25 protein-coding genes and 1 other RNA gene are annotated in these 25,983 nt (G+C 65.8%); 9 read left to right on the forward strand and 17 right to left on the reverse strand.

The features are described 5' to 3' along the window. Positions 1 to 54: 54 nt before the first annotated feature. On the forward strand, positions 55 to 630 hold the full coding sequence (locus RQH86_RS12690) for a DUF2059 domain-containing protein (RefSeq protein ID WP_311239465.1): 576 nt from the start codon (positions 55 to 57) through the stop codon (positions 628 to 630). 949 nt (positions 631 to 1,579) lie between these two features. On the opposite strand, the gene RQH86_RS12695 is transcribed toward RQH86_RS12690, so the two are convergent. Further along, entirely contained in the window at positions 1,580 to 2,350 is a 771-nt protein-coding gene (locus RQH86_RS12695; RefSeq protein ID WP_115526742.1) for a pseudouridine synthase, read from the reverse strand. 81 nt (positions 2,351 to 2,431) lie between these two features. Here RQH86_RS12695 and RQH86_RS12700 point away from each other — a divergent pair, with 81 nt between their 5' ends. After that, on the forward strand, positions 2,432 to 2,893 hold the full coding sequence (locus tag RQH86_RS12700) for a thioredoxin family protein (RefSeq protein WP_055853679.1): 462 nt from the start codon (positions 2,432 to 2,434) through the stop codon (positions 2,891 to 2,893). A 171-nt stretch (positions 2,894 to 3,064) separates the two neighbouring features. Here RQH86_RS12700 and ubiB read toward each other — a convergent pair whose 3' ends face one another. Then, a complete protein-coding gene (gene ubiB, locus RQH86_RS12705) occupies positions 3,065 to 4,738 on the reverse strand; it encodes a ubiquinone biosynthesis regulatory protein kinase UbiB (RefSeq protein ID WP_115514994.1) in 1,674 nt (557 codons plus the stop codon). Beyond that, positions 4,735 to 5,379, reverse strand: coding sequence for an SCP2 sterol-binding domain-containing protein (locus RQH86_RS12710; RefSeq protein WP_311239460.1), 645 nt, complete (start codon positions 5,377 to 5,379; stop codon positions 4,735 to 4,737). Before RQH86_RS12710 ends, ubiB begins: the two co-directional genes overlap by 4 nt. Here RQH86_RS12710 and RQH86_RS12715 point away from each other — a divergent pair. The 3 genes from RQH86_RS12715 (at position 5,378) to RQH86_RS12725 (ending at position 7,371) form a co-directional block, all read left to right on the forward strand. Then, the gene (locus RQH86_RS12715) at positions 5,378 to 5,650 is read left to right on the forward strand and encodes a hypothetical protein (protein WP_311239461.1); all 273 of its coding nucleotides are present in this window, start codon (positions 5,378 to 5,380) and stop codon (positions 5,648 to 5,650) included. The two genes, RQH86_RS12710 and RQH86_RS12715, sit on opposite strands and share 2 nt — an antisense overlap. A 135-nt stretch (positions 5,651 to 5,785) precedes the next feature. Then, the gene (gene ddlA / locus RQH86_RS12720; protein WP_311239462.1) at positions 5,786 to 6,892 is read left to right on the forward strand and encodes a D-alanine--D-alanine ligase; all 1,107 of its coding nucleotides are present in this window, start codon (positions 5,786 to 5,788) and stop codon (positions 6,890 to 6,892) included. Further along, positions 6,889 to 7,371 (forward strand): GNAT family N-acetyltransferase, encoded by a 483-nt coding sequence (locus RQH86_RS12725; RefSeq protein WP_311239463.1) that lies wholly within the window; start codon positions 6,889 to 6,891, stop codon positions 7,369 to 7,371. The genes ddlA and RQH86_RS12725 overlap by 4 nt, the downstream gene beginning before the upstream one ends. A gap of 114 nt (positions 7,372 to 7,485) precedes the next feature. Here RQH86_RS12725 and RQH86_RS12730 read toward each other — a convergent pair whose 3' ends face one another. Both RQH86_RS12730 and oleD read right to left on the reverse strand, forming a co-directional pair. Further along, positions 7,486 to 7,644: a DUF1328 domain-containing protein gene (locus RQH86_RS12730; RefSeq protein WP_003468167.1), complete on the reverse strand. Its 159-nt coding sequence runs from the start codon at positions 7,642 to 7,644 to the stop codon at positions 7,486 to 7,488. Between the two features lie 64 nt (positions 7,645 to 7,708). Beyond that, the gene (gene oleD, locus RQH86_RS12735; protein ID WP_055853689.1) at positions 7,709 to 8,719 is read right to left on the reverse strand and encodes a 2-alkyl-3-oxoalkanoate reductase; all 1,011 of its coding nucleotides are present in this window, start codon (positions 8,717 to 8,719) and stop codon (positions 7,709 to 7,711) included. A 198-nt stretch (positions 8,720 to 8,917) separates the two neighbouring features. On the opposite strand from oleD, the gene RQH86_RS12740 reads away from it, so the two are divergent. Beyond that, a complete protein-coding gene (locus RQH86_RS12740; protein ID WP_311239464.1) occupies positions 8,918 to 10,072 on the forward strand; it encodes a serine hydrolase in 1,155 nt (384 codons plus the stop codon). Positions 10,073 to 10,076: 4 nt separating this feature from the next. Here RQH86_RS12740 and RQH86_RS12745 read toward each other — a convergent pair. The 3 genes from RQH86_RS12745 to oleC all read right to left on the reverse strand — a co-directional run bounded on the left by RQH86_RS12745 (position 10,077) and on the right by oleC (position 13,619). Next, a non-coding RNA gene (locus tag RQH86_RS12745) (sX9 sRNA) lies at positions 10,077 to 10,153 on the reverse strand. 251 nt (positions 10,154 to 10,404) lie between these two features. After that, positions 10,405 to 11,958, reverse strand: coding sequence for a winged helix-turn-helix domain-containing protein (locus tag RQH86_RS12750; RefSeq protein ID WP_311260584.1), 1,554 nt, complete (start codon positions 11,956 to 11,958; stop codon positions 10,405 to 10,407). A gap of 8 nt (positions 11,959 to 11,966) precedes the next feature. Beyond that, positions 11,967 to 13,619, reverse strand: a complete 1,653-nt coding sequence (gene oleC, locus RQH86_RS12755; protein WP_311240632.1) for an olefin beta-lactone synthetase — start codon at positions 13,617 to 13,619, stop codon at positions 11,967 to 11,969. A 321-nt stretch (positions 13,620 to 13,940) separates the two neighbouring features. Between oleC and RQH86_RS12760 the strand changes: the two genes are divergently transcribed. Continuing rightward, a complete protein-coding gene (locus RQH86_RS12760) occupies positions 13,941 to 14,324 on the forward strand; it encodes a YkgJ family cysteine cluster protein (protein ID WP_055853696.1) in 384 nt (127 codons plus the stop codon). Positions 14,325 to 14,381: 57 nt separating this feature from the next. On the opposite strand, the gene RQH86_RS12765 is transcribed toward RQH86_RS12760, so the two are convergent. From RQH86_RS12765 to RQH86_RS12780, 4 genes are all read right to left on the reverse strand, one after another. Further along, positions 14,382 to 15,284, reverse strand: coding sequence for an alpha/beta fold hydrolase (locus RQH86_RS12765; protein WP_115526732.1), 903 nt, complete (start codon positions 15,282 to 15,284; stop codon positions 14,382 to 14,384). A gap of 145 nt (positions 15,285 to 15,429) precedes the next feature. Further along, a complete protein-coding gene (locus RQH86_RS12770) occupies positions 15,430 to 16,584 on the reverse strand; it encodes a Fic family protein (RefSeq protein ID WP_311240631.1) in 1,155 nt (384 codons plus the stop codon). Positions 16,585 to 16,683: 99 nt separating this feature from the next. Further along, positions 16,684 to 17,700, reverse strand: coding sequence for a 3-oxoacyl-ACP synthase III (locus tag RQH86_RS12775; RefSeq protein WP_055853700.1), 1,017 nt, complete (start codon positions 17,698 to 17,700; stop codon positions 16,684 to 16,686). A gap of 101 nt (positions 17,701 to 17,801) precedes the next feature. Next, a complete protein-coding gene (locus RQH86_RS12780) occupies positions 17,802 to 18,122 on the reverse strand; it encodes a DUF4156 domain-containing protein (protein ID WP_055853702.1) in 321 nt (106 codons plus the stop codon). A gap of 386 nt (positions 18,123 to 18,508) precedes the next feature. Between RQH86_RS12780 and RQH86_RS12785 the strand changes: the two genes are divergently transcribed. Continuing rightward, positions 18,509 to 18,970, forward strand: coding sequence for a hypothetical protein (locus RQH86_RS12785; protein WP_115514985.1), 462 nt, complete (start codon positions 18,509 to 18,511; stop codon positions 18,968 to 18,970). Between the two features lie 26 nt (positions 18,971 to 18,996). Further along, positions 18,997 to 19,473 (forward strand): tRNA (cytidine(34)-2'-O)-methyltransferase, encoded by a 477-nt coding sequence (locus tag RQH86_RS12790; protein WP_311240630.1) that lies wholly within the window; start codon positions 18,997 to 18,999, stop codon positions 19,471 to 19,473. A 333-nt stretch (positions 19,474 to 19,806) separates the two neighbouring features. On the opposite strand, the gene RQH86_RS12795 is transcribed toward RQH86_RS12790, so the two are convergent. From RQH86_RS12795 to RQH86_RS12815, 5 genes are all read right to left on the reverse strand, one after another. After that, complete coding sequence (locus RQH86_RS12795) at positions 19,807 to 21,033, reverse strand: MFS transporter (protein ID WP_311240629.1); 1,227 nt, start codon at positions 21,031 to 21,033, stop codon at positions 19,807 to 19,809. Between the two features lie 91 nt (positions 21,034 to 21,124). Beyond that, positions 21,125 to 21,760, reverse strand: a complete 636-nt coding sequence (locus RQH86_RS12800; RefSeq protein ID WP_311240628.1) for a hypothetical protein — start codon at positions 21,758 to 21,760, stop codon at positions 21,125 to 21,127. 130 nt (positions 21,761 to 21,890) lie between these two features. Further along, positions 21,891 to 22,688 carry a hypothetical protein gene (locus RQH86_RS12805; RefSeq protein WP_311240627.1) on the reverse strand — a complete coding sequence of 266 codons (798 nt, stop codon included), beginning with the start codon at positions 22,686 to 22,688 and terminating at the stop codon, positions 21,891 to 21,893. Positions 22,689 to 23,192: 504 nt separating this feature from the next. Further along, positions 23,193 to 24,533 carry a sigma-54 dependent transcriptional regulator gene (locus RQH86_RS12810; protein WP_311260585.1) on the reverse strand — a complete coding sequence of 447 codons (1,341 nt, stop codon included), beginning with the start codon at positions 24,531 to 24,533 and terminating at the stop codon, positions 23,193 to 23,195. After that, positions 24,518 to 25,960, reverse strand: coding sequence for a HAMP domain-containing sensor histidine kinase (locus RQH86_RS12815; protein ID WP_311240527.1), 1,443 nt, complete (start codon positions 25,958 to 25,960; stop codon positions 24,518 to 24,520). Before RQH86_RS12815 ends, RQH86_RS12810 begins: the two co-directional genes overlap by 16 nt. Positions 25,961 to 25,983: the final 23 nt, after the last annotated feature.

Raw genomic sequence — 25,983 nt, forward strand, 5'->3', positions numbered from 1 at the left:
CCCGCGATTGTATCGGCAGCGGCGTGGACGCGCGCGCGAACGCCAGCTTCCCGTATCCTGCGGCCGGTTCCCCGATCGCAGGATGCTCCGATGACACCTCATTCGTTCGCCACCGCAGGCGCGCTTGCCCGCCGCCTGCTGTTGCTCGCCCTGCTGGCGGTGGCCGCCCCGGCTGCGCTGGCGCAGGCACCCACCGATGCCGACGTCAACCGTCTGCTGGCCGCCTCGCGCGCGCAGACCATGCTCGACACCATGCTGCCGCAGATCGAAGCGATGCAGCAGCAGCAATTCGCCCAGCTCACCGCGCAGCGCCAGTTCGACGCCGATCAGCAGGCGCAGCTGCAACGCATCCAGGAACGCACCCGCCAGACCGTGCGCAAGGCGCTGTCGTGGTCGGAGCTGCGCCCGATGTACGTGGACATCTACAAGCGCTCGTTCTCGCGCGAGGACGTGCTGGCGATGGCCGAGTTCTACGAGAGCTCGGCCGGCCAGAGCCTGCTGGACAAGACCCCGGCGCTGACCCAGAACCTGATGGGCGCCATCCAGCAAAAGATGCTGCCGCTGTTTGCCGATCTGCAGAAGGATCTGGAGAAGATCGTCAATGAGCCTGCTGCGGCCAAGAAACCCTGAAGGGACGGCAGCCGGGAATGGAGAGTGGGAATTCGTCGGTGCGCGATTCCTGCAACGGTTGCCGATGCGGGTTGCGTGCGTTGCCGGTGACGGGAGTGCTTCACCTTCTTCAGCTGGCGGAAGACGACTGTCTTGGCGCTTCTGCCGCCGGAAGAGCTGCTACCTTGAGCCCGCAGCGGCGAGCGCGCCCCCATCCGCCCTTCGGGCACCTTCCCCCGCAAGCGAGGGAAGGAAGCAATTCGGAAGGCGACCAGGGAGGGCGGCAACGCGGGAAGGCGAACATTGCGCGTCGCGGTTGAGCCCCTCTCCCGCCTGCCGGAGAGGGTTGGGTGAGGGGATGCTTGCGCAGATGTCTAGCAGGCTGAGTGGACGTTTCGATCAGGCTCAGTGGACGTCTCGATCTCTCTTGGCGCTTCTGCCGCCGGAAGAGCTGTTGCCTTGAGCCCGCAGTGGCGAGCGTGCCCCCATCCGCCCTTTGGGCACCTTCCCCCGCAAGCGAGGGAAGGAAGCAACGCAGGGAAGGAAGCCACGCGGGGAAGGCGACCAGGGAGGGCGGTAACGCGGGAAGGTGAACATTGCGCGTCGCGCTTGAGCCCCTCTCCCGCCTGCGGGAGAGGGGTTGGGGTGAGGGGACTCTTGCGCAGATGTCTAGCAGGCTGAGTGGACCTCTCGATCTCTCTTGGCGCTTCTGCCGCCGGAAGAGCTGCTGCCTTGAGCCCGCAGCGGCGAGCCTGCCCCCATCCGCCCTTCGGGCACCTTCCCCCGCAGGCGAGGGAAGGAAGCAATTCGGAAGGCGACCAGGGAGGGCGGCAACGCGGGAAGGCGAATATCGCGCGTCGCGCTTGAGCCCCTCTCCCGCCTGCGGGAGAGGGATTGGGGTGAGGGGATGCTTGCGCAGATGTCTAGCAGGCTGAGTGGACGTCTCGATCTCTGAACCAGGCACGCCACATCACGCTGTCTGCGCTACTCCCAACTCCGCAATCTCCCACCCAAACAACGCACACGCCTTGGCAAATTCCACATCCAGCGGCGCGGTGATGCTGATACGCCTGCCATCGGCCGGATGCGGAAATTCCAGGCGTTCGGCGTGCAACAGCATGCGGTGGATACCGAGCATGCGGAAACTGCGGTTGTGGCGTCCATCGCCATGGCTGGTGTCGCCGATCATGTGATGCGACAGATGCTTCATGTGCCGGCGAATCTGCCGAAAGCGCCCGGTCTGCGGCTGGCAGCGCAGCAATGCATAGCGCGACGTGGCAAAGCCGGTGGACGGGATTTCCAGCTCGCCGGTCGCCAGCCGCTGGAAGTGCGTCACCGCCGGCTTCTTGACCGGTTTGCCGGGGCCGCCATCCAGGTCGTGATCGACGATGAACCGATCCTCGGCCGGCCAGCCGCGGCACACGGTCAGATAATTTTTATCCACCTCACCGGCCATCAAGGCCTTGCCCAGCGCGCTGGCGCTGTCGCGGTCGAACGCCAGCAGCAGGCAGCCGCTGGTCGCGCGGTCGAGCCGATGCACCAGGAAGATCGGTTTGCCCAGCTGCTCGCGCAGGCGATCGGCGAGAAAGTCGTCCTCGCCGCGCGCCAGCTTGCTGTCGTGGACCATCAGGCCCGCGGGTTTGTCGACGACGGCCAGGACATCGTCCTGGTAGAGAATCTGCAGATGCTTGGGGGATATGCTCACCGGCGGATTATCCGCATCGCTGACACCGCATGCCACTGCGCTGCGCTATCCACGCGCCCGTTGACCGCATCAGGCCGCTGGCACAGCATGCCGATTCCCCCTCACGGAGCGTCCCCCATGCGCACCTGGCTCCTGCTTTGCCTACTGGCGGTCGCTCCGCTGGCGCAGTCTTCGACCCTGCCGTACGACGACCATGCCGACGCCGGCACCCAGCTGCGCGATGCGCTGGCCGCCGGCAAGAAAACCCACAAACCCACGCTGGTGATTTTCGGCGCCAACTGGTGCCACGACTGCCGCGCGCTGGATACCTCGCTGCACAGCGCAAAGAACGCGCCGCTGATCGACCGCTCGTTTGTTGTGGTCAAGGTGGACGTGGGTAACTTCGACCACAACCTGGACATCAGCCAGCGCTACGGCGACCCGATCCAGAACGGCATCCCGGCTGCGGTGGTGGTATCGCCGGCCGGCACGCTGCTCTACACCACGCGTGCCGGCGAGCTGGCCAACGCGCGCCAGATGAGCGACGACGGCATCTATCAGTTCTTCGACCAAGTGGCGCACGCCCACCGCGCGCCCTGACGCGCGGGTGTGCAGGATTGGCGGTGCGGGCTCACACCAGGGCGCGAACCGCCACCCGTTCGCGTGTGCCCGGCAACATCGCGCTGCATATCACCGCAGCGGTGTGCAGCGATGCGCTGCACGCGGGCAGTGCAGTAGCGTGTACGCGCGGATTGTCGCGCAGCCAGTTGCCTAACGACGCAACCAGGCGACCAGCAACGCAACCGACCCGGCGCCGCCGCTGATCCAGCTCCACACCGGCACCGTGCCCAGGTACCAGCCATCCGGATGCAGGCCGTACAACACGGCCGCCACCACCAACAGCCCGCTACCGGTGATGGCCGTGACCACGCGGGTCTGCAGCTTGCGCAGGCTGATGTCCAGCGCGCGCAATTCGCTCGAACGGATGTCCAGCTGATGCCGGCCTTCCACCTGCTGCTTCAACCAGCTGTGCACCAGGCGCGGCATGTCCGGTGCGTGGGTCATGATTTCCGGTAGCCGCTTGCTCAACTCGCCCAGCATGCGCCGCGGGCTGTAACGCTCGCGCAGGATGCGCTCCAGCACCGGTCGCGCCACCGCCCAGATATCCAGCTTGGGATCCAGCTGGCGGCCGACGCCTTCGATGTTGAGCAGCGTCTTCTGCAGCAGGATCAACTGCGGCTGCAGCGTCAACTCGTAGCGCTGCGCCACGCGGAACAACTTGATCAGCACCTGCGCCAACGAAATTTCCGACAGCGGCCGGGTGAAGTACGGCTCACAGACCGAGCGCGCGGCCGCTTCCAGCTCGTCGATGCGCACGTTGGACGGCATCCAGCCCGCCTCCACGTGCAGCTCGGCCATGCGGCGATAATCCTTGTGGAAGATCGCCATGAAGTTCTCGGCCAGGTAGTACTGATCTTCCTGCGAGAGCTGGCCCATGATGCCGAAATCCAGCGCGATGAAACGCGGATTGAGGCGGCGCTCCGGGTCCGAATCGACCCAGATGTTGCCGGCGTGCGCATCGGCATGGAAGAAGTTGTCGCGGAACACCTGCGTGTAGAACACGCGCACGCCCTTGGCCGCCAGCGCCTTGCGGTCGATGCCGGCAGCATCGAGCTTGGCGATATCGTCGGACGGAATGCCGTACACGCGCTCCAGCGTGAGCGCGCGCTCGGCGGTGTGCGACCAGATCACTTCCGGCACGTACAGATCGTCCGAGCCTTCCCAGAACCGGCGCAGCACGCTGGCATTGGCGCCTTCGCGCTGCAGATCGAGTTCGGCCGACAAGGTGCCTTCGATCTCGGCCACCACTTCGCGCGGACGGATCTTGTCGGCGCGCGGATGGGTGCGTTCGACCAGCGTGGCCAGCGAATGCAGCAGCGCGATATCGGCGTCGATCTGACGCTCGATGTCCGGGCGCAACACCTTGACCACCACTTCGCGGCGCACGCCATTGGCATCGGGCGGCAAGGTGGCCGCATGCACCTGGGCGATCGAAGCCGATGCCAGCGGCACGGTGTCGAAGGATGCGAATGCCACGCTGACCGGCAGGCCGAGCGCACCTTCCACGATCAGGCGCGCGGCCTGCCCATCGAACGGCTTGACACGGTCCTGCAGCAAGGTGAGTTCTTCGGCCACATCGGCGGGGATCAGGTCGCGGCGGGTCGACAGGATCTGCCCGAACTTGACGAAGATCGGGCCGAGTTCCTGCAATGCCAATCGCAGCCGTGCACCGCGCGATTGCGCGGCGATTTCGGCGCTGGCACGCGGAACGAACGGCTTGGCTAACCGCAGCCAGCGCTCGGCGGCGGTGCCTTGCAGCAGGTCGTCCAGGCGGTAGCGCAAGATCACTCGGCCGATGCGGCTGGCCCGCAAAATCGCCTTCATGCCGCGCCTCCGGCGGCACGCAGGCGGCTCACGCGCGCGGCCATCCGCTCCACGTCGTCGCGCAGCTCGTCCACATCATCGTGGAAGGCCTCGAGCTCGGCACGCGGCACCACATCGCGCGATTCTTCGGTGACGAATTCGGCCGCGCTATGCGCCAGATCCGAGGCGCTGCGACGCGCCTGCTGCAACGCTGCACGCACCGCGCCGGCGATCTGCACGCCCAGGATCTCGCCGAACACCGCCACGAACGGCAACTGCCAATCCGGGTCGAAGCGGCCGGCCAGTTGCTGCAGCTGACGCGCCAGTTCCGCATCGCCGGAGACCTTGAGCCGCCCCGCCGGTGCACCGCTGCGGCGCGCGTTGGCCAGAAACGGCAGCTGCCCCAGCAAACCGGCCAGGCTGCTGCGCACCGCCAGATCCGGCTCGTGTGTCTGATCGACCGGGCCGACCAGCAACCGGCGCTCGTGCACGCGGATCAGCAGCGCCAATGCGGGCGCGTCCAGGGTCAGCGCGATGCGCTGGCCTTCCAGCGGCAACAGGGCATCGCGGGTATCCGGGTCCAGCGCCAGTGCGCGATTGAGCGCGGCCTGCAGGGCCTGGCCGGCGAGCGGCTTGAGGGAATTGAAGAATGATCCGGGCATGGGCGCATTCTACCGCCCCCGCATGTCGCAGCTGACTGACGGTGATAAGGCGTTGCGCGCCGGGGGCTGTTGCGGTGGCCATGGCAGGCGCTTGCCTGGCGGTGGAGCGATCGATGCAGGGGTCGCTGTCTGGATTGTCTGGATTGTCTGGATTGCCTGGATTGCCTGGATTGCCTGGATTGCCTGGATTGTCTGGATTGTCTGGATTGTCTGGCAGGCCGGCGCTGCACGGCGGCTCGCCGGGATGCTGCGCTTTGTAGGCGGCACGTGATGGGCCATCGCGCCCTGCGGCGATGAGCGCGGCGTCCGTGCACAGCTGCCGACCGCGCGCGATCTGCCGACTTCCTTCGGCCGGCCGGTCACGGGCATGCTGGCGCCCTTCTCGAACAGTTGGCAGGAGCAGGCGATGCGCAAGATCCGGGTCGGTCTCATCTTTGGCGGCAAATCCGCCGAGCACGAGGTTTCGCTGCAATCGGCGCGCAACCTCCTGGACGCGCTCGACCCGCAGCGCTTCGAGCCGGTGCTGATCGGCATCGACAAGCAGGGCCAGTGGCATCTGAGCGCGCCGGACAGCTTTCTGCACGATGCCGACGACCCGGGCCGGATCGCCTTGCACCGCAGCGGCCGCTCGGTGGCGGTGCTACCCGGCGCCGAGCAGGCGCAGCTGCGGCCGGTGGATACCGAGCAGGCACTGGCGCAGATCGATGTGGTGTTTCCGATCGTGCACGGCACCCTGGGCGAGGACGGCTCGCTGCAGGGCTTGTTGCGCATGGCCAACCTGCCCTTCGTCGGCTCCGGCGTGCTTGGTTCGGCGGTGGCGATGGACAAGGACATGGCCAAGCGCGTGCTGCGCGATGCCGGCCTGGCGGTGGCGCCGTTTGTCTGCTTCAACCGCCACACCGCCGCGCAGGCCGATGTGGATGCGCTGATCGCGCAGTTGGGCTTGCCGCTGTTCGTCAAGCCGGCCAACCAGGGCTCTTCGGTCGGCGTCAGCCAGGTGCGCAGCGCGGACGCCTTTGCCGCCGCGCTCGCATTGGCGTTGTCCTATGACCACAAGGTGCTGGTGGAAGCGGCCATTGTCGGTCGCGAGATCGAATGCGCGGTGCTGGGCAATGCCACGCCACAGGCCAGCGTGTGCGGCGAGGTGGTGGTACACGATGCGTTTTATTCGTACGACACCAAATACATCAGCGCGGATGGCGCCGACATCGTGATCCCCGCCGATCTCGATGCGCAGACGCAGCAGCGCATCCAGCAACTTGCGGTGCAGGCGTATCAAGCACTGGACTGTGCCGGCATGGCACGCGTGGATGTGTTCCTGTGTGCGGACGGGCGCATCGTGATCAACGAGGTCAATACGCTGCCTGGCTTCACCAGCATAAGCATGTATCCAAAGTTATGGCAGGCAAGCGGGCTGGACTATCGTGGTTTGATCACGCAGTTGATTGAGCTGGCCTTGCAACGGCATGCGGACGATCAACTGCTGCGCAGCGCGGTGGACGCGCGCGCATGAGTGCGGCGCAGTTACGCGCAGTGCAAGCGCACGACCATGCCGCGCTGCTCGCACTCAACAATACGCACGCCACCGCACTGTCGTTGCTCGATGCCGATGGGCTCACTGCTTTATTGCAGATGGCCTGGCATGCACGCCTCATCCCACCGGCCGACGGCCTGCTGATCGCACTGGATCAGAGCGCTGCCTATGCCAATGCGAACTTTGCATGGCTGGCGGAGCGCTTCGCGCGCTTTGTGTACGTGGACCGCATCGTGATCGCCGCCCATGCGCAGCGACGCGGCCTTGCGGTGCAGCTGTACGACGACCTCATCCGCAGCGCGCGTGCAGCAGCGCAACCGCGCGTGGTGTGCGAAGTCAATCTAAGCCCGCCCAACCCGGCCTCATTGGCATTGCATCGACAACTGGGATTCGTGCCGATCGGCGATGCGGTGTTGGCCAATGGCAAACAAGTGCAATACCTGGAAAAGTTGCTGTGAGATGAAAAAACCCGCTGAAAACCGCCATAACGCACATGGCCCGCCTCCTTGCGGAAGCGGGCCATGTGAGCGCCGACCGGCAGCGCCGCTGCCGTGACGTATCGCGGTGAGGCGTTAGACCTTGCCGCGACGGAACATCGAGATCACTGCCAGGATCAGGAACACCACGAACAGGATCCAGGCGATGTTGGTCGCCGCACCGGCGATACCGCTGAAGCCCAGCACAGCGGCGATGATGGCGATGACGAAAAAGATGATGGCGTAATGCAGCATGGCAATGGTTCCAGAAGTTGTCGTGCCGAATCGGCGCAGACGTATCCTGATCAGACGGCGGTCTTTATCGAGTGATGGCGATGTCGTTGGAAGATGAGGATCGCAGCCGATTCAGGCCTTCTTCGATGCTGATACGCGGCACATAGCCGAAGTCGCGGCGCGCTGGTTCCATGCTGTACCAATGCGGCGTACACAACTGTTCGACCAAGAACCGCGTCAACGGCACTTCGCCTGGCAGACGCAACAGTGGCCATAAGGTTTCGCACACCGCACCGATGCGATACGCCGTCTTGAACGACAACGAGCGCGTCACTGCCGGCGCGTCTACGGCCGCGAGCAAGCGATTAAGCAGCTCGCGCATCGGCAACGGTTCGCCGTTGGAAATGAAGTACGCCTTGCCCGCGCAGGCAGCACCCTGCGCAAGATGGTCGAATGCATCGAAATGCGCTTGCGCGGCGTTGTCGATATAAGTGCTGTCCACCAGGTTGCTGCCATCGCCCACCATGCGCAGGCGACCGGCGCGTGCGCGTGCGGCCAAACGCGGCAACAGATGATTGTCGCCCGGCCCCCAGATCAACCGCGGACGCAATGCCACCGTGGCCAGCTGCGCATCGTTGGCCGCCAGGACCGCACGCTCGGCGATCGCCTTGGTCGCTGCGTACGCGGCGCGCAGGTCTTCGCCATACGGCACTTCGTCGGCGCCCAGGCCCTCCACCGGATGGGTGGCGCGATGGGTGACGCTGGGCGTGGAGGTGTAGATCAGCCGCGGCACGCCATTGGCGCGGCACGCGTCGAGCACATTCTGGGTGCCCACCACATTGGCCTGGTGATAGCTGTCGTAGCTGCCCCACGCGCCGGCCTTGGCGGCGTTGTGAAACACCGCATCGATGCCGCTGAAGGCATGCCGCACGGCCTGCGGGTCGGCCAGGTCGCCACGGATCTGGCCCACGCCCAGCGTCTGCAGCACCGGGTAATCGCCGCGCTGGAAACTCACCACCTCGTGCCCACGCGCACGCAAGCCGCGGCACAACGCCTGGCCAAGAAATCCACCACCGCCGGTCACCAGCACTTTCATCACGCCACACCCATCGCTCCTGCAGGGCGCACACAATAGCCGGACAGAACCGTCAGGGCGACGCGGCGTGCGTTTCTTCTCGCGAGCGGTGCGGCTAACCCCTTGATCGCAAAGACCTTCATAAATCTTCATTGCAGCATCAGGCAGTTCATTCGCGGCGCAGGCGTCATGGCCGGACCCTCGATCGCTGGAGTTGTCATGACCCACCTGTCACTGCTGTTGCTACCCCTGCTTTACGTCTCCGCGCTGCACGCCGCGGCGCCAGTTGCCGCCTCGACAGCAGCAGCGCCCGCGCCGCCAGCCGCCACACCGCCAGCCCTGGACGACGGCTGGCCGGTCGCCAACGCTGCCGCCAAGGGCTGGAACCTTCCGCTGCTGGCGCAGATGGAGCAGGCGCTCGCCGCCGATCTGGCCCCCTCCACCACCAGCCTGGTGATCGCACGCGACGGCGCATTGGTCTACGAGCGCTACCTGGGCGATGCCGATCGACAGACCCTGCACGACACCCGCTCGTTGACCAAGAGCGTGACCGGGCTGCTGGTCGGGGCGGCCATCGCGCGCAAGCTGATCCCCGACGTGCAGGCCAAGGTCTACGACGCTTTTGGCGAGCGGCACTGGCAGCACCCCGATCCGCGCAAGCGTGCGATCACCGTCGAAGACCTGCTGACGATGAGCTCGCAGCTGGAATGCAACGACGAAAATACATTTTCGGCCGGCAACGAAGAACGCATGTACGTGAGTGCGGACTGGACGCAGTTCGCGCTGGATCTACCGATCCGCGGCTATGCACCGTGGACGCCGCGGCCCGCACAGAGCCCGCACGGCCGCGCGTTTTCGTATTGCACCGCCGGCTCCTTCCTGCTGAGTGCGATGCTGGAAAAAGTCGCCGGCGAGCCGCTGCAGGCCTTTTCGGCGCAGGTGCTGGAAACACCGCTGGGCATCGAGCGGGCGCAGTGGAACCTGTCGTCCGAAGGTGTGGGCATGGGCGGTGGCGGCACCCGCTATCGCAGCCGCGACCTGGCAAAACTCGGCCAACTGCTGCTGGCGCACGGCCGCTGGCAAGGCCGCCAGGTGATTCCTGCCGACTGGGTGCAGGCGATGACCAGCGTGCACGCGCAGGCGCGCGAGGATGCCGATTACGGCTATCTGATCTGGCACTTCCGGTTTCCGGTGCGCGGTGTGCAACGCGATACCTGGGCGATGTCCGGCAATGGCGGCAACTACGTGTTCGTGGTGCCTGACGAGCGCCTGGTGGTGGTGCTCACGCGCAGCGCGTACAACACGCGGCAGATGCACCAACAGTCGCAGCGCTTGCTGACCGACTATGTGCTCAAGGCGCTGCCTGAGCACTGAGAGCGGGTAACACAACGTCGCAAGCAGTCGTCAGGTGGGTGTGCACGGCGCGCGCTGACTCGGCATGTCCGCGTGGCACATGCCAGACCGAGCACCGGTCGCACCTGCCTGGCGGTGACTGCAGCTGTCAGTTAGCCGCTCCAAACACTGGTTGGTGGTTGGCGTGCATGGCGTGTTCGCCACCCAGACCTGGCAACCGATGCCACACCACACCGACGCGCCGCAGGGCGCGGCCGGTGCCTGCTGCGGCGCAGATCTCAATGGCTCATTCTGGATCTGACCTCACCGTCTGAGCATGCAGTCGGCCCGTCCGGACCACGCTCACCCAGTTGTCAGTCGCCGTTGGATGTTGCCTGCGCACGCAGCACATCGGCACGCCGTACCTGCCCACGCTGGGCAGCAAGATCGGCATCGATACGTGCCAGCAACGCGGCAAACTCCGGCAACCCGCGCAATGGCTGCAGCAGCGGCGATTGACGCAAATAGCCGGCGTTGCGGTAGCCGGCGGCCTCTGCACGTTGCAAGGCGCGCATCGCCGCGTCGGGCGCATCCGCACTCAGCAACAACACCGCGGCATCGACTGCATCGAACGGGTCGCCGCCACGCGCGACGCTGCCGAGCAACTCCTGCGCATGCGCGTGCAGCGTGGCGGCTGGCGGAGGCGGCTCGGCGTGCAGCGCCCACACCACCGTCTGCGCAAAGCTGCCCTGTGGGCGCAGCTGCAAGGCCTGCCGCGCCGCGCTGCGTGCAAGCGCGGTGTCGCCACGCGACCACGCCAGCTGCGCCTGCAACAAGGACAGCCCGGCATAGTCGGTGCCGCGGCCCAATGCTTCGTTCAATGCCGTCTGCGCCTCTGCCGCGCGGCCATGCTCGAACAGAAACGTGGGCCAGGCCAGATTGGAAAACGCATCGTCCGGATACAGCTGAAAGTTCTGCCGATAGCGTGCTTCGGCGGCACTCGCATAGCCGAGCAGGCTCAGGTTGCTGGCAATCTGGATCGGCAGAAAGCGCACGCGCTTTGGCTCGCGCACGGCCAGGTTGGCCGACAGCGCCTGCACCAGTTTGCCCTGCCGCTCGTACAGGTAGGCGGCCGAGCCGCGCACGGCATCGGCCGCCGGATCCAGCTGCAACGCCTGCTCGTAGGCGGCCAGTGCAGCGCCATTACGGCCCTGGCAATCCAGCGCGTAACCGCGCGCGGCGTAGGCCGCCGCAAGACGCGGTTGCGCCTTGATCACCGCATCGGCCAGTTGCTGGGCCTGCTGTGCAAATCCGCCGTCGCCATCGTATTGGCACACGCGTGCGGCGTAGGCACGACTGAGCCCGAGCTGGGCCTGCCGATCGTCCGGCGCTTGCTGCAGACGTTGGCGATACAGACCGATTGCGCGGTCGTTGTCGTCGCGCTGGCCGATGCCGGCGTAGTAGTCGGCACGTTGCAGCAACGCCGCCTTCGCGGGTGGTGCGTCGCCGCGCTGCACCCACCATGCTGCAGCGCCGCCTACAACGACCAGCATCGCCACGGCAGCGGCGATCCAGACGCCATGCCGCCGTGGCGCGGGCGCGGGCGGCGCCTGTTCCTGCTGCACCGGCACGCACAGTTGATACCCCTGCCCCCGTACCGAGCGCAGATAGCGCGGCTGCCGCGAGTCGTCGCCCAAGGCCTGCCGTAGCAGCCGCACACGTTGGGTGACGGTTTCTTCGTTGACCAGCGCCGGTGCCCACACGTTCTGGATCAACGCGTCGAAATCCACCACGCGTTGGCCCTGTTGCAGCATGTAGTGCAACAGGCGAAAACTCAGCCCACCCACCTCAAGCGCCACGCCGTCGCGCTCCACGCGCTGCCGCGCCACATCGATGCGCAGATCATCCAGACGATAATGCGTGGACATCGTGGACGTCAGGAGCGCTGCTGCGCCGCCCAGACCGCCAGTTTTTCGCGGCCGATCTTGGCGTTGTGGCGAATATCGACCGGAAAGCCGGAATGCCGCAGAAAACGCGTGATACCGGCGGTATGCGGATGCGCAGCGCCCAGCGCACGCAATGCGGTTTGCACGTCCGCAAAAGCCGATGCCGACACGCCCGGCTGCAACTCCACGCACAGCACCGGTTGCTGTTGCCCGGGCGCGCCCACACCGACCAAGGCGGTGCGCCGCACCTGTGGATGCACGTTGAACACCGGCTCCACCTGTTCGGTGTACAGCGGGCCGGTGGCCGTTTCCACGCGATGGGTCTTGCGCCCGCAAAACCACAAGCGTCCTTCCGCATCGAAATAGCCGACATCGCCCATGCGGTGCACGATGCGCTCGCTGCCATCGTCGCTGCGCTCACGGATCTTGGCGATGCGTGTGGCCGCATCGCGATTGAAATAGGTATCAGTGGTGGTGGGGCCGGCGACGGTGATCTCGCCGACGTCGCCCACGGCCAGCACGCGCGCGCCGCTCCAATCGGTAATGGCCGCATCGTCGATGGCGATGATGCGCACCTCATTGGGCGCGACCACCTGCCCCACGCAGGTGCCGGCCCCGGCTTCGGTGGCGGCACGGGTCGCGTCCAGCGTGCGGCCTTCGATCGCCGCTACCGGCAGACATTCGGTGGCGCCGTACGGGGTCCAGAATTGCGCATCGGCCGGAAGCAGCGCGCGAATGGTGGCCACCACATCGGGCGGCACCGGTGCGCCTGCCGACGTTGCCAGGCGCACGTTGGGCAGCGGCTGCCCATAGTCGGCCAGCACGCGCATCAGCGCCGGCGAGCCGAACAACTGTGTCACTCCGAAGCGGTTGAGCGCATCGTGCAGCTTGCGCGGGTCGGCGGTGGCCGGACGGGTCGGGTCCATATCCGGGATCACCGAGGTCAGCCCCAAGGCGGGATCGAACAAGGCAAACGGTGGAAACGTCGGCAGATCCACGCCACCGGGCTGCATGCCGAACGCGTTACGCAGCAGCTCGATCTGCCCGACAAAATGCCGGTGCCGGTACACCACGCCCTTGGGCACGCCGGTGGAGCCGCTGGTGAACAGGATCGCCGCCACATCGTCAGGTGCGGTATCGGCCAGTTGGCTGCCAGCGCCGGCGCCATCGCGCTCTACGCGCGCCAGCGTCACCCCGCCCCAGCCGTAGCCTCCACCGACAGTGACGATCTGCTTGGCAGAGCGCGCCCAACGCAGCAACCGGCGCGCCAGCTGCGCGAGCGGAATGCCGATAAACGCCTGTGGCTGCGCTTCGTCCAGACACTGTTTGAGCGCGCGTTTGTCGATGCCCGGGTCGACCAGCACCGGCACCGCACCGGCCTTGAACAACGCAAACATCAGCAGGAAGAACTCCGGCGACGGCCGCACCATCACTACCGCGCGCGCACCACGGCCGATGCCGTGCAGTGCCAGGCCGGCCGCGATCGCATCGCTGCGTGCATCCAGTTCGGCATAGCTCAAGGTCACGTCGTAGGCCGCAAACCCGTTGGCGGCGCGGCGGCCGGGGCAGCGGATGGCGATCTGATCGGGGCGCTCGCGCGCCAGCTGCGGCAAGGTGGCAGCGATATTGCAGAGAGTGGTCATCGCCGTATTATCACTCATGCACTCATAGTGCCGGCCGCTTGCATCTATCTCCAGGATCAGGCGTGCACTAGCCCTTGCAGGGATGGCGCGCCGCACGCCGCGACCGGACTGATCGAACGGAAGCCGACGTACGGATGCGGCGCCTGTTTGGCGCTGTGCGGCCTAACCACCACGCAATGCATGCACGCTCTTTGTCGGTCTTGGCAGGTCCAGGCAGATGAATCGCTGACCTACGCGCCACCACGCCCCTTGTATCGCAGCACGGTTCGGTCAAAATGCCGCGCTCCCCACGCGATTTCGCCGCGCCAGGCCCGGCATTCCATGGCACACCCCTGCCTTACCTGCGGCGCTTGCTGCGCCTATTTCCGCGTCAGTTTCCACTGGAGCGAAGCCGATCCCGCATTGGGCGGCAGGGTGCCGATCGAACTGACCGACTCCTTGCGCACGCATGAGCGCGTGATGCGTGGCACCTCGCAATCGCAACCGCGCTGCATCGCGCTGGATGCGGACATCGGCCGCTACAGCCGCTGCAGCATCCACGACCGCCGCCCGTCCTCCTGCGCCGCCGTACCGGCCTCGCTGGAGTTCGGCGAGCGCAGTGCGCAATGTGACAAGTCGCGCCTGGCGCATGGGCTGCATGCGCTGACGCAGGACGATTGGATCGGCGTGGACGACGCACAGCGCAATCCGCTGCCAACCTCGTGAACATGCCTCGCTGCTGACCTGCGCACCAGCGCATGGGTCAGCAGCGGCGTGCATCGCTTACAACGGATGCGTGTCCAGAAACGTGCGGATCGCCGGCACCAACACGTCGTGTTTGTCTTCGAGCACGTAGTGATTGGCATCCTCGAATGCAGTCACTTCCGCATTCGGCAACGCGCGGCGAAAACCGGCCAGAAAGTGCTTGTCGAAGCAGATATCGCGCAGGCCCCAGGCGATAAACGCAGGGCGGTCGGCAAACGACGGCAAGGCCTGTGCGGAACGCTCCAGCAACGACCAGCCCTTGTCGGCCGGCGACAGCGGAATGTCCTGCATGAAACGGATCGTGGAGATACGGTTGCGCCAAGTGTTGTAGGGCGCCACATAGGCGCGCCGCACGGCCGAGGGCATGCGCTTTGATACGCCGAACCATGAAGCGCCGGACGAAAACGCATTGAAGGTGCGGATAAACCATTCGCCCGGCCGCCAATGGCGTCCCATCGCGATCTGCCACGGCATCGGCTTTTCCGGCGGCAGCGGGAATGCGGCGGTATTGGTGATCACCAATCGTTTGACCTGCGCGTGATGCGACAACGCCCAGCCGAACCCGATCATGCCGCCCCAGTCATGCACCGCCAGCGTGACCGGCCCGGTGATGCCAAGGTGCCGCAGCAACGTATCCAGATCGTCTACGCGCGACTGCAAGGTGTAGTCATAGCGCGGCTGCGCATCGGGTGCATCGTCCGGCTTGTCGGACAAGCCCATGCCGATATGGTCGGGCACGATGCAGCGGTAGCGATCGGACAGCCCGCTGACCAGATGCCGCCACAGATAGCTCCACGACGGATTGCCGTGCAGCATCACGACCACCTCGCCATCGCGTGGACCCTCGTCCAGATACGACATCGCAACGCCGGGCCGCACATCGAGGCGCTTGGGGGTGAAGGGGTAGCCTGGGTAGTTCATGCCAAAGGGATCCGATTTGTTTCAAGAAGAGCTACATCGCGCTGGCGTTGGCCCGAGCGATGCAGATAAAAATCCTGCAGCGATCGCATGCTGCGCCCTATCAGACGGCAGCACTGGATGCATAAAGTGGCAGCAGTCTTAGAGATCATGGGGTTTCTTGCGGACTTTCTCGGTAAGGCGGCAGTTGATGACCGTCAGCGGAGAGTAGTTGCAGGAAGGCCGGATGCAGGAACAACTTCTCCTTGCCCAGACGCTGCTCCTTGAGCACTCCGATATCCACCAGTTCCTTGAGATGACGCGCTGCGGTCTGGCGCGTCACGCCGAGCGCATCCACCACGTTTTGAATGCGGCAGTACGGCTGGTTGAAAATCACATCGACAAGCTCCCGGCTATAAGCCTTGGGTGCAAGGCGGCGAACGTGATCACGCGCCTGCGTCTCCAGGCCGCGGATCGCCTGAATTTTCGCGGTTGTCCAGGCAGCGGTCTCCGCAACCGCAGCGAGCATGTAATGAATCCACTCAGCCCAGTGCCCATGCTGCGTCACGTCCAGCAGCAGGCGGTAGTAATCGCTGCGATGGCGAATGATGTAGCGCGACAGATACAGCACCGGCACATCCAGCAGACCCTGTTCGATCAGCATCAACAGATTCAGCACCCGCCCCGTGCGACCGTTGCCGTCGGTAAACGGGTGGATCGCTTCGAATTGGTAGTGCGCCACCGCCATCCGGATCAGTGGATCGATGTCGGTATGCTCATGGATGAAACGCTCCCAGTCCGCGAGCTTGTCGCGCAGCAGCGTTTCGCCAACCGGCGGGGTGTAGATGATCTGCTGCATCTGGTCGTTGGCCAGCGCAGTGCCCGGCACGCGACGAATCTGCATCTGCACCGCTTTGATGCGGCTACACACCACAACAGCGGTGTCGGTGCACAGCGGCCGCTGCTGGAGCGATTGAAATCCCTCATACAGCGCACTGCGGTAACGCAGCGCTTCTTTGGTCGCGGGATGTTGCGCGCGCTCCTGATCGTCTGCGTAACGAAACAACTCGTCCGTGGTGGTGACGATGTTTTCGATCTCCGAACTGGCCTGCGCCTCCAGGATCGGAATCGTATTGATCAGTACGACCGGATTGGGCAGCAGCGCAGTGGCCTGCTTCAGCTCGGCCAATGCGGTGCGGGCAACGATGCAGGCCTTGAGCAGGCTGCGGGTTTCGATATCTCCCGCCGGCGGTAGCGGCGGGAGAGCGTTATGGGGCTTGGTCGGATCGAAATTGGTCGGATCGAAAACGGAGGTGTCGTCCATGTCACCTACTCATGTTGCGAGAACGAACATGATGCAGGGACGCGTTCTAAAAATCCATTTTTTTTAACACGTTCTTGTGGCATTCGACCTGACAGCCACTCACCAAACCACTTCCGCCATCGAGCAGTTCAGCCCCGAGCCGATGCCCATCAGTGCGATGCGGTCGCCCTTCTTCAAGCGGCCGAGCTCCTTGAGCTTGCTCAGCACGATCGGCACCGAGGCCGGGCCGATGTTGCCGTGTTCGCCGAAGATGGTCATGACCTTGGCTGGGTCGATGCCGAACGACTTCACGAACGAAGCGGTGTGCGGGCGGCTGACCTGGTGGATGACGAACTGGTCCAGCTCGTCTACCGCCCAGCCCATCGCCTGCTTGGCGGCCAGGAAGGTCTTCTGCGCCAGCTTGATGCCTTCGATCAGCAGCAAGCGGGTGTCGGTGACCATGCGGTCCAGGTTGCCGCGGCACAGCTTGTTCCACTCGGTAGCCGAGCGGGTCACGCCACCCTTGTAGCGCGGCGCGTCGGGCACCAGCTCGGTGCGCGCCATCACCATCGCGGCAGCGCCGCAGCCCAGGGTCAGCGCGGCGAGTTCGTTGCGGAACTCCTCCTCGGTGACGTCCGGGGAAGTCATGCGCTCCAGGGTCTTTTCATAGACCAGGTTGGCGGTTTCGCCATCGACGACCAACGCGTAGTCGATCTCGCCGCGTTCGAGCATGCGCGCAGCGATGTCCATGCCGTTGATGAAGGCAAGGCAGGCGTTGGCCACGTCGAAGGTCACGCAATGGTCGCTGACCCCCAGGTTGCCGGACACGATGGACGCCGTGGACGGCTCCAGGTAGTCGCGGCTCACCGAGGTGTTGACCAGCAGGCCGATCTTTTCGATGCCGATGCCGGCATCGATCAGCGCCTTGCGCGCGGCCTGGGTGGCGGCGTCGGATGCCTGGACATCCTGGTCCCACAAGCGCCGTGCATGGATACCGGCAACGTCGCCCAACACGTCGGTCTTGATCCCGAGGCGGTCGTAGGTCGGTTGCAGGCGCTCGTTGATTTCCTTGGAAGTCAGCGTATGCGGCGCATCAATATGCGCCAGTCCCGCGATGGAGACATTCTGGAAGAGCATCGAAGTAGCGCCATGGCGTCAGGCGAGGGGGCGTCAGTCTAGCCGCTGGCTGGTTTTACCGCATCTTTACATTTGAATCGCCCCCGCCCCAGCCCAACGGTTCAGCGCGGTGGGCAGCGGAAGGCGTTGAAACGCTGGCTTCCGTCGGCCGGCTGGCCCTGCGCCTGGACGGTATTGGCATTGGCGCCCGGGGCCTCGTTGCGCGCCAGGGTCTCCAGTTCTTCCTGCACGCGCAGCGGGTTGCGGTTGTAGAAGCCGACCTTGCTCTTGACCGTCACCACCACCTCGCCCTGCTGCTGACAGCCAGCTGGCACAGGGCCTGCGGGCAATACCTGCACGCTCTTGCCGCTTTGTTCGATCGGCACCCAGGTGCACGCCGCGGTGGTGGTGGCAACCAGAACAGACAGCATCAGCACGCGCATAAGTCATCCACACCGAAGGGCAAAGCCGGATTGTGCCGCAGTTGTCCGGCGGTCAAACGCGTGCCCGGCATGCGCCATACGCCTCATTCAGCACACCGGCACCTGCGCATATCCGCCGCATGGAACTGATGGCGTCGCCGTCCACTGCCCGCAAACGCGTCCGGGTGTCCGGACGCGGACACCCGCACACATCAAATACATCTTTAAAAACAATGGCTTGAAGATGGCACGCGGTTTGCTTTATTCAACCGGCACCGGAAGCAAATAGCAGAAAGCTGACTTTTTACTGAACAAATAAACGACACCTTCGAAAGTTCTTGCACATACCGAAACGGTGTACTACCTTACTACCACACCACTGATCACCCACACCAAGAGACCTCGCCATGAAGACCCAGACCCTGCGCATCGCCCTCTCCGCCGCCCTCCTGGCCGGCACCACCTTCGCCGGTTTTGCCCAAGCCGCCAGCCTGACCACGCTGGACACCGTCCAGGTTCGCCCGGCCGCCGACCAGATCGCCCAGCAGACGCTGGAGCGCAGCAGCAACATCCGTACCCTGACTGCCGTGCAGGTGCGCCCGTCCGCCGAGCAGCTGGCTGCCTTCGCTGCCGAACAGGCCGGCCCGCGCGTTGTCACCCTTGCCGCGGTGCAGGTCCGTCCCTCGGCCGAACAGCGTGCCGAGCTGGTGGTCCGCAGCAGCGCCGCCACTGCCCAGAGCGCCTCCGGCCAGACCGCCGCCGCGATCGGTGCGCTGATGGGTCAGGTCATGGTCAATCTGCCGGTGCCGCAGCTGCAGCCGTCGCCGGCCGAACTGGAAGCCCTGGTCAGCGCCGCCATCAGCCTTTAAGCACGCGCGCAGCTACACTTGCGCGCATGTCAGCACCCGTCCTCGATGTCATCCTGTTTCAACCGGAAATTCCGCCCAACACGGGCAATGTGATTCGCTTGTGCGCCAACACCGGCGCGCGCCTGCACCTGATCGAGCCGCTCGGCTTCGACCTCAGCGACAAGCAGCTCAAGCGCGCGGGCCTGGACTATCACGAATACGCGACCCTGCAAGTGCACGCCGACCTGGCAACTGCCTTGGCTGCCATCGCGCCCACGCGTGTGTTTGCCCTGAGTACGCGCAGCACGGTGCGTTACGACACACCGCAGTTCGCCGACGGCGATGCGTTTTTGTTCGGCCCGGAAACCCGCGGCCTGCCGGCCGAGGTGCTGGAGTCGATCCCGCCGCAGCACCGGCTGCGTCTGCCGATGCGGCCGGACAATCGCAGCCTCAATCTGTCCAACACCGTTGCGGTGATGGTGTTCGAAGCCTGGCGGCAGTGGAACTTCGCTGGCGGTCAGTAGCCTCGACGCAACACCAGCAGCAAGCACTGCGCGCCCGCTATCGGCAATCAGCAATCTGCATGGACCACTGCACGCTCGGTTCTTGAGCGAGATGCCCAGGCGTCTACCTATCACTTGCCGCAGGTGTTCGACAGGACTGGTCGACCACCACACACCCGGCACTGCCCACGCCTTACAGCGCGATGGTGATTGCCGTGTTGTGTGCATGCGCGCTGCAGGTCTTCAGTCTTTACATCCAGGCTTGCGATCCTCGACAACACCGCGCAATGCACCACGCACCGCTAACGATGGAATCAATACACACGCGCTTTCTTGCACGCACCTGCGCAGCCACTACGACGCGGTCTGCACGCTGGTCGCTGCCTGCAACAGGCTGCGGCATCCAGCCCATAACGCCACTGCCAGCAAGGCGATTGCGCCCAGGCTCAAAAACGCGATGCGGTAGCCAAAGGCGTGCGCGAGCCAGCCGCCAAACGCCGGGCTGAGCGCCGCGCCAATCCCCTGCACCGTCATCACCGCGCCCTGGCCGACGTTGACCCGCCCGGTGCCATGCAGCAAGCGCGCCACCAATGCCGGCACCACCACGCTTTGCAGACCGGCGCCGAGCCCATCGAGGATCTGCACCGGAAATACGCCCCAGCCGTGAATCACCGAGGCCGCCACCAGCGCGCGCAGCGGCAAGGCCATGAAGGCCAGCAGCAGCACCCACCAATGTCCGTGCACGCGGATCCAGCGCATCGCCAGCAACGCAACCACCACCATCGTGGCTTGGGCGACCACAATCGTGGTGGCGGTCAGCGCGCTCGGGTCGCCGGCATGCGCAGCCACGATCGCCATGCCATACAACGGCAGCATCGCCGCGTTGCCCAGATGAAACAGCCCCAGCGTGACCGCCAGCAATGCAAGCGGCCGGCAGGTCAGCAACACCCGCCAGGCGCTCAATGCGTCTGCGCCATCGGCATGCCCCAGGCCGCGTGCAGCGCGATGGTCGATGGCGGTTGCCGGAATCGACAGCACGGCCGTCAGCGCCAACACGCCGAACACCGCTGTGAGCGCGAAGATCGCGCCAAACCCGTAGCGCCATCCCAACCAGCCGGCCAGCACCGCGGCCAGCATGTTGCCGGCGTGATTGGCGACCTGGTTGCGCGCCAGCTGATGATCGAACCCGCGCGCACGCACCAGGCCCAACGTGATGCCGGTCAGCGCCGGGCCGATGCCGGCCGCCGCCAGCGCCGATGCGATCTGCGCAGCGACCACGCCGGAAGCGGTTGGGCGCAGCCAGATCAACGCGGTGGCGAGCAGGATCGCCAGACAGCCGACCACCACCACGGCGCGCTTGCGCCGGGTGGCATCGACCAATGCGCCGGCCGGCGTGGTGGCGAGCATGCCGGCAATACCGCCCACGCTCATCACCGTGCCGATCGCGCCCACCGACCAGCCCTTGGACTGCAAAAACACGCTCAAAAACGGCCCCAGCCCGTCCTGGACATCGGCCACGCTGAAATGCAGCGCTTCCAGCGCGCGCGTGCCACGCGGTCGGGTCGACGTGCTCATGCGCATCGCCCTGCTGCGCGTTGCCCTGCACGACCTGTCTGCAGGGCAACGCCGATGACGACTGTCTCATTGCAGCGCAGCGGGCACATTGCGGCGCCTAGTGCTTGGGCTTGGGCTTATGCGCGCCCGGGCCATGCGGCGGATGGTCGATCTGCTTCAACGCAGCGGCCTTGCTGCCCAGCGCATGCGCATGGATCAACACGCCATGCGGTGTGGCCTTGGTGTCGCCTTCGACCACCAACGGCTTGCCGACCACTAGCTGCTTGGCGAAGTCGGCACCGGCATGCGGCGGAAACCGCACCGTCACTTCGTCGTCGAACAGCACGCCATGCACTTGCCCGTGTGGGCCATGCAGCAGCCGCGCGATGGTGCCGGCGTGCTGGGTGAGCTGCAGCTTGGGCGGCTTGCCGGCCGGCGGTTTGGGTTTGGGTTTGGGTTTGGGCTTGGGCTTGGCATGCGGCCCATGCGGGCCCTCGTCGAGGATGCGCTTGCCGCCGTCCGGGTCGATCGCCAGGGCCACCAGCATGTCCACATCGCGTGGCTTGAGGCCGCGCACGGTCAATGCGCTGCCAGACTTGAGCGCCTTGAGCAAGGCCGCCGACAGATGCGGCGGTGTGTGTACTTCAGTGCCATCGGTCAACAGCAGGCCATCGATATCGGCCTTGGGATTGAGCAGAAAACGCGCCAGGGTGCCGCGGGTTTCAGGGAGGAAATCAGGATCGACCCAATGCATTGTGGACTCCAACTAGGTAGGACCGGCCAACGCCGGCAAGCCGCGCCCGACGCCATGCAGGCGGCGCGGCGGGGTGCGTGAACGAACATCTGGGTGCGCGCCGCCGTCGCGTTCGCAGCGGCGGCTTGCTTCAGCGCGGTGTGGGTGGGGCCGCCGGCGGCACGGGCGGCCCAGGTGGTGCGGGCGGCGGTGGCGGCGGCAGCGGGCCATCCGGGCGCGGAGGAACGAACAACGCACGCTGCGACGCGCGGTCGCGACCCACTGCGGTGGCTTCGATCGCGCGCCCGGCCGCAGTGGCGACACCGAACCCGCGCACGCTCAGCGGTGCTCCAGTACGTAGCAGGTCGCTCAACTGCAATGCCAGATGCGGCGGCATCCGCACCACGGTGCCGTCGCTCAGCAACGCGCCATTGGTTTCGCCGCCCGGGCCGTAGACCAGGCGCTCGATGTGTCCATCCGCTGTTAACGGCGTCAGTGCGGCAGGCGCGGGCGGCGGCGGCATGTCGCCGGCCAACGGCGGGCGGTCCACCACCTCACGCTTGCTGCGCGTGGAGCGGATGCTGCTGGCACGCAGTACCGGCAAGTCGCCCAGGCGATAGCCTTGCACGCTCACCGCATCGCCGCGGCGCACGGCCGCCTGCAGGTCATCGGACAGATGCGGTGCAAACGCCACCTGGGTGCCGTCGCGCAACCACAGCCCGTCCACGTCGCCGTTGGGATTGAGCATGAAACGCTCGACGGTGCCGCTGACCTGCACCGGCGTAGCGGCCACCGGTGCGGGCGGCGCAGGCGGCATGGGCGGCGGTGGGGGCGGCGTGCCCACCGGCGGACGCGGTGCGACCGGCGCGGCAGGCGGCGGCGGAACCTGCGCCGCCGCGGTAGCCACGCTGCAAGCCAATGCAACAGCAAGTGCGGTCTGACGAAGCATGTGATGTCTCCAATGCGGCAGGAGTGCCGCTCGCTATGGGTACAACGCAGACATCGTGCCAACTCTGAAAGCCTTGTTTTTCAAGGCGGATGGCCTGGAACAGGGCACCTAAGATGTCTGCACTTCATCCAGCGTTGTCCGTTTTGCAGACACGTGCGCTGCGGTGTCCCGTGTTTGGGCAACCGGCGTTCGCGATTGCAGTCTGCGGCTGTGGCTTGCTGTGGCTTGCTGTGGCTGGCTGGCTGTCTGGCTGGCTGGCTGTCTGGCTGGCTGGCTGGCTGTCTGGCTGGCTGGCTGGCTGGCTGTATGGCTGTCTGGCTGCACAGCTGCACAGCTGCACAGCTGCAAATGCTAGCGCTGGCCCATGGCCGCCTGTCGATGCCCTGGCGATGGGATGCATCTGTTTGCAACGTCCTGCCGGCAATGGAGCCGGGCGGGCGAACCACTCAATCAGCACCGGTTCGTCGCCCATCCGCACAGCCTTGCAGGCGCCAGCCCGCGCGCCTACTGCAAGCCGTAGTCGTCGAGCTTGCGGTACAGCAGCTGCCGATGAATGCCGAGCCGACGGGCGGCCTCGGCACGATTGCCGCCGCTGTGCGCTAGCGCATCCTGGATCATCTGTTTCTCCAGCCGCGCCACCGCTTCGGGGAGCTGCATTTCCGGAGCCGCCGGCGGCGCCTGCGGCGACGCGAGGTCGCCGAGCGCCTCGTCCAGATCGTCCGCCTCGATGCTGTGCCCGCGCACCAGCACCTGGCTACGCTGCATGACATTGCGCAGCTCGCGCACATTGCCCGGCCACGGGTAGGCCAGCACGCGCGCCTGCGCGGCCGGCGACAGCGTGCGTGCACTGCCCTGTCCTGTGCGCAGAAAGTAGTCGGCCAGCAGCACGATGTCCTGCCCACGCTCGCGCAGCGGCGGCAGCTCGATCGGCACCACGTTCAAGCGGTAGCGCAGGTCGCTGCGGAACTGCCCGGCGGCCACCCACGCGGCCAGATCGCGATGGGTGGCCGCCAGCACGCGCACGTCCACCTTCTGGGCACCGCGGCCGCCCAGCGGCGTCACTTCGCCTTCCTGCAAGAAGCGCAGCAGCTTGGCCTGCATCGCCAACGGCATGTCGCCGATTTCATCCAGAAACAAGGTGCCGCCATCGGCCTCGCGGATCAGGCCGATGCGGTCGCTGGTCGCACCAGAGAAGGCGCCCTTGCGATGACCGAACAACTCGCTCTCCATCAACTCCAACGGAATGGCCGCGCAATTGACCGCGACAAACGCCGCATTTGCCCGCGCACTGGCGCGATGCAATGCACGCGAGGCCAACTCCTTGCCGGTGCCGGTCTCGCCGGTGATCAACACCGGCAAGTCCGATGCGGCCGCCAGCCCGATGCGCTTGTGCACGGTGCGCATCGCCGGGCTGTGGCCGACCAGCGCATCGTCTTCTTCGGGCAGCGGGATCGGCGGCTCGTCGGCTGCAGCATCGGCGCGGCTCAGCAACGCACGTTCCACCACATCGACGATATCGGCACGCCCCACCGGTTTGACCAGATGATCGAACGCACCCAGCGTCATCGCCTCGATGGTGTTGCCGCTGGACACATGGGCGGTGAGCATCACCAGCGGCACCTGGGCCGCCTGCGCATCGCCCGCCCGCGCGCGCAACACTTCGATCCCGTCCATGCCCGGCATACGGAAATCCACAAACGCCAGATCGACACCGCCTTCGCGCAACTGCGCCAGCCCCTGCGCGCCGTCGCTTGCGGCAATCACGCTGTGCCCGAGCGAGCGCAGCGTCGCCTGCAAGGTGGCGAGAAACGCTGCGTCGTCGTCGATGATCAGGATGCGCGCCATGGCAGCTCCACATTGAAATGGGTCATGCCGTCGGCATGGGTGTAGTGCGCCTGGCCGCCGTGCGCGCGCGCAATCTCGCGCACCAGCGCCAGCCCCAGCCCATTGCCGTCGCTGCGGCCGCTGACGAACGGTTCGAACAGCTGCGCCGCAATCGGCTCGGGCACGGGCGCACCGCGATTGCTCACTTGCAAATGCAACATGCCTTCGCGCTGCACCGCACACATCACAATCTGCGTGCCTGGGTCGGCGTGCTGCAACGCATTGCGTAACAGATTGTGTAGCGCGCGTCCCAGTTGCTGCGGATCCAGTGACCACTGCAGCGGTGCATCCGGCACCTGCAGCTGCAATTGATGCGCAGTGTGCGGCAACAGTGTGGGATCCAGCAGCTCCTTGAGCCAGTCCTGCACTACTACTGTCTCCAGATGAAGGCGGATCGGCTGCACCATGCCGAGCAGGCTTTCGACCACGCCATCCAGACGCCGGATCTGCGCCAGCATCAGCGCACCATGCGCGGCGTCGTCGGGGGTGACATCGCGGCGTGAGATCTCGTTTTCCACCGCAAGCCGCATGGTGGCGATGGGATTGCGGATTTCATGCGCCACCGTTGCAGTCATGCGCCCGAGCGCGGCAAGCCGCTCGTGCCGCGACAGCTCGTCGGCCAGCTTGCGTGTCTGCGCCAGCGCCTGCGCAGTGCGCTGCGCGTAGCCGGTGACCGCAGCGCCGAGCCGATCGAGTTCGGGCGCACCCGTGTGCGGAATCTGCGGCATCTCGGTATCGGCCGCCAGTGCGTGTTGAATCTTCTGCAGACGCTGACTCCAGCGCCGCACCACCACGCCCAGCGCAATCGCAGACACCGCGACCATCGCAAAGATCAACACCATGCCGACCACCAGCGGCCGCCACGCATCCGAACTGCTCGCCGGCACCCGCGACATGGTCCACGCGGCGGTGCCGGCCGCCAACGGGCAGGCGCTGATCAGCAGCACCTCACGACTGCCATCGCGGCGGAACTGCACGGGCTTGCGTCCCTGCGCGCTTTGCCGCGCAGTGCCCACGATGGTTGTCCACTCAGCTGCGGGGATATCGGTCTTGTGATCGCTGCCGTCATAGGTGGGGTAGGCATAGGCGATGAAACCCTTGTCCACATTCCACACGCCACCTTCCACGCCGGGCGCATCGGCCAGCACCAATTGCACCACCACCGCAGCCAAGCCGGCGCCGTTGTCGCCGCTGCGCGCGGCCTCGCTTGCGCCGGCATAGCGCTGCACGATGCGCATGCACTGCCCGCTCAACTGTTGCCGCGCGTCTTCCAGCCGAACACCTTCGGTCTGGCGATACAGGCCATACAACATCGTGGCCACGCCCAGGCAGGCGGCCACGATCACCATCCAGATCAGCAACAATTGCCGCAGTAGCGAACGTGGCATGCAAGCAATCCGGGCAAGGTCGG

The organism is Xanthomonas sp. WCS2018Noco2-27 (assembly GCF_031843525.1).
In the GTDB taxonomy this organism is placed as follows: domain Bacteria; phylum Pseudomonadota; class Gammaproteobacteria; order Xanthomonadales; family Xanthomonadaceae; genus Xanthomonas.

Excerpts from the sequence above, each read along its gene's own strand:
- oleC (WP_311240632.1), bottom strand. The coding sequence starts at position 13,619 with ATGACCACTCTCTGCAATATCGCTGCCACCTTGCCGCAGCTGGCGCGC.
- RQH86_RS12805 (WP_311240627.1), bottom strand. The coding sequence starts at position 22,688 with ATGCTTCGTCAGACCGCACTTGCTGTTGCATTGGCTTGCAGCGTGGCT.
- ddlA (WP_311239462.1), top strand. The coding sequence starts at position 5,786 with ATGCGCAAGATCCGGGTCGGTCTCATCTTTGGCGGCAAATCCGCCGAG.
- RQH86_RS12775 (WP_055853700.1), bottom strand. The coding sequence starts at position 17,700 with ATGCTCTTCCAGAATGTCTCCATCGCGGGACTGGCGCATATTGATGCG.
- oleD (WP_055853689.1), bottom strand. The coding sequence starts at position 8,719 with ATGAAAGTGCTGGTGACCGGCGGTGGTGGATTTCTTGGCCAGGCGTTG.
- RQH86_RS12725 (WP_311239463.1), top strand. The coding sequence starts at position 6,889 with ATGAGTGCGGCGCAGTTACGCGCAGTGCAAGCGCACGACCATGCCGCG.
- RQH86_RS12730 (WP_003468167.1), bottom strand. The coding sequence starts at position 7,644 with ATGCTGCATTACGCCATCATCTTTTTCGTCATCGCCATCATCGCCGCT.
- RQH86_RS12795 (WP_311240629.1), bottom strand. The coding sequence starts at position 21,033 with ATGCGCATGAGCACGTCGACCCGACCGCGTGGCACGCGCGCGCTGGAA.
- RQH86_RS12760 (WP_055853696.1), top strand. The coding sequence starts at position 13,941 with ATGGCACACCCCTGCCTTACCTGCGGCGCTTGCTGCGCCTATTTCCGC.
- RQH86_RS12785 (WP_115514985.1), top strand. The coding sequence starts at position 18,509 with ATGAAGACCCAGACCCTGCGCATCGCCCTCTCCGCCGCCCTCCTGGCC.
- RQH86_RS12810 (WP_311260585.1), bottom strand. The coding sequence starts at position 24,533 with ATGGCGCGCATCCTGATCATCGACGACGACGCAGCGTTTCTCGCCACC.
- ubiB (WP_115514994.1), bottom strand. The coding sequence starts at position 4,738 with ATGAAGGCGATTTTGCGGGCCAGCCGCATCGGCCGAGTGATCTTGCGC.
- RQH86_RS12790 (WP_311240630.1), top strand. The coding sequence starts at position 18,997 with ATGTCAGCACCCGTCCTCGATGTCATCCTGTTTCAACCGGAAATTCCG.
- RQH86_RS12715 (WP_311239461.1), top strand. The coding sequence starts at position 5,378 with ATGGGCGCATTCTACCGCCCCCGCATGTCGCAGCTGACTGACGGTGAT.
- RQH86_RS12800 (WP_311240628.1), bottom strand. The coding sequence starts at position 21,760 with ATGCATTGGGTCGATCCTGATTTCCTCCCTGAAACCCGCGGCACCCTG.
- RQH86_RS12700 (WP_055853679.1), top strand. The coding sequence starts at position 2,432 with ATGCGCACCTGGCTCCTGCTTTGCCTACTGGCGGTCGCTCCGCTGGCG.
- RQH86_RS12750 (WP_311260584.1), bottom strand. The coding sequence starts at position 11,958 with ATGTCCACGCATTATCGTCTGGATGATCTGCGCATCGATGTGGCGCGG.
- RQH86_RS12710 (WP_311239460.1), bottom strand. The coding sequence starts at position 5,379 with ATGCCCGGATCATTCTTCAATTCCCTCAAGCCGCTCGCCGGCCAGGCC.
- RQH86_RS12815 (WP_311240527.1), bottom strand. The coding sequence starts at position 25,960 with ATGCCACGTTCGCTACTGCGGCAATTGTTGCTGATCTGGATGGTGATC.
- RQH86_RS12780 (WP_055853702.1), bottom strand. The coding sequence starts at position 18,122 with ATGCGCGTGCTGATGCTGTCTGTTCTGGTTGCCACCACCACCGCGGCG.
- RQH86_RS12765 (WP_115526732.1), bottom strand. The coding sequence starts at position 15,284 with ATGAACTACCCAGGCTACCCCTTCACCCCCAAGCGCCTCGATGTGCGG.
- RQH86_RS12770 (WP_311240631.1), bottom strand. The coding sequence starts at position 16,584 with ATGGACGACACCTCCGTTTTCGATCCGACCAATTTCGATCCGACCAAG.
- RQH86_RS12740 (WP_311239464.1), top strand. The coding sequence starts at position 8,918 with ATGACCCACCTGTCACTGCTGTTGCTACCCCTGCTTTACGTCTCCGCG.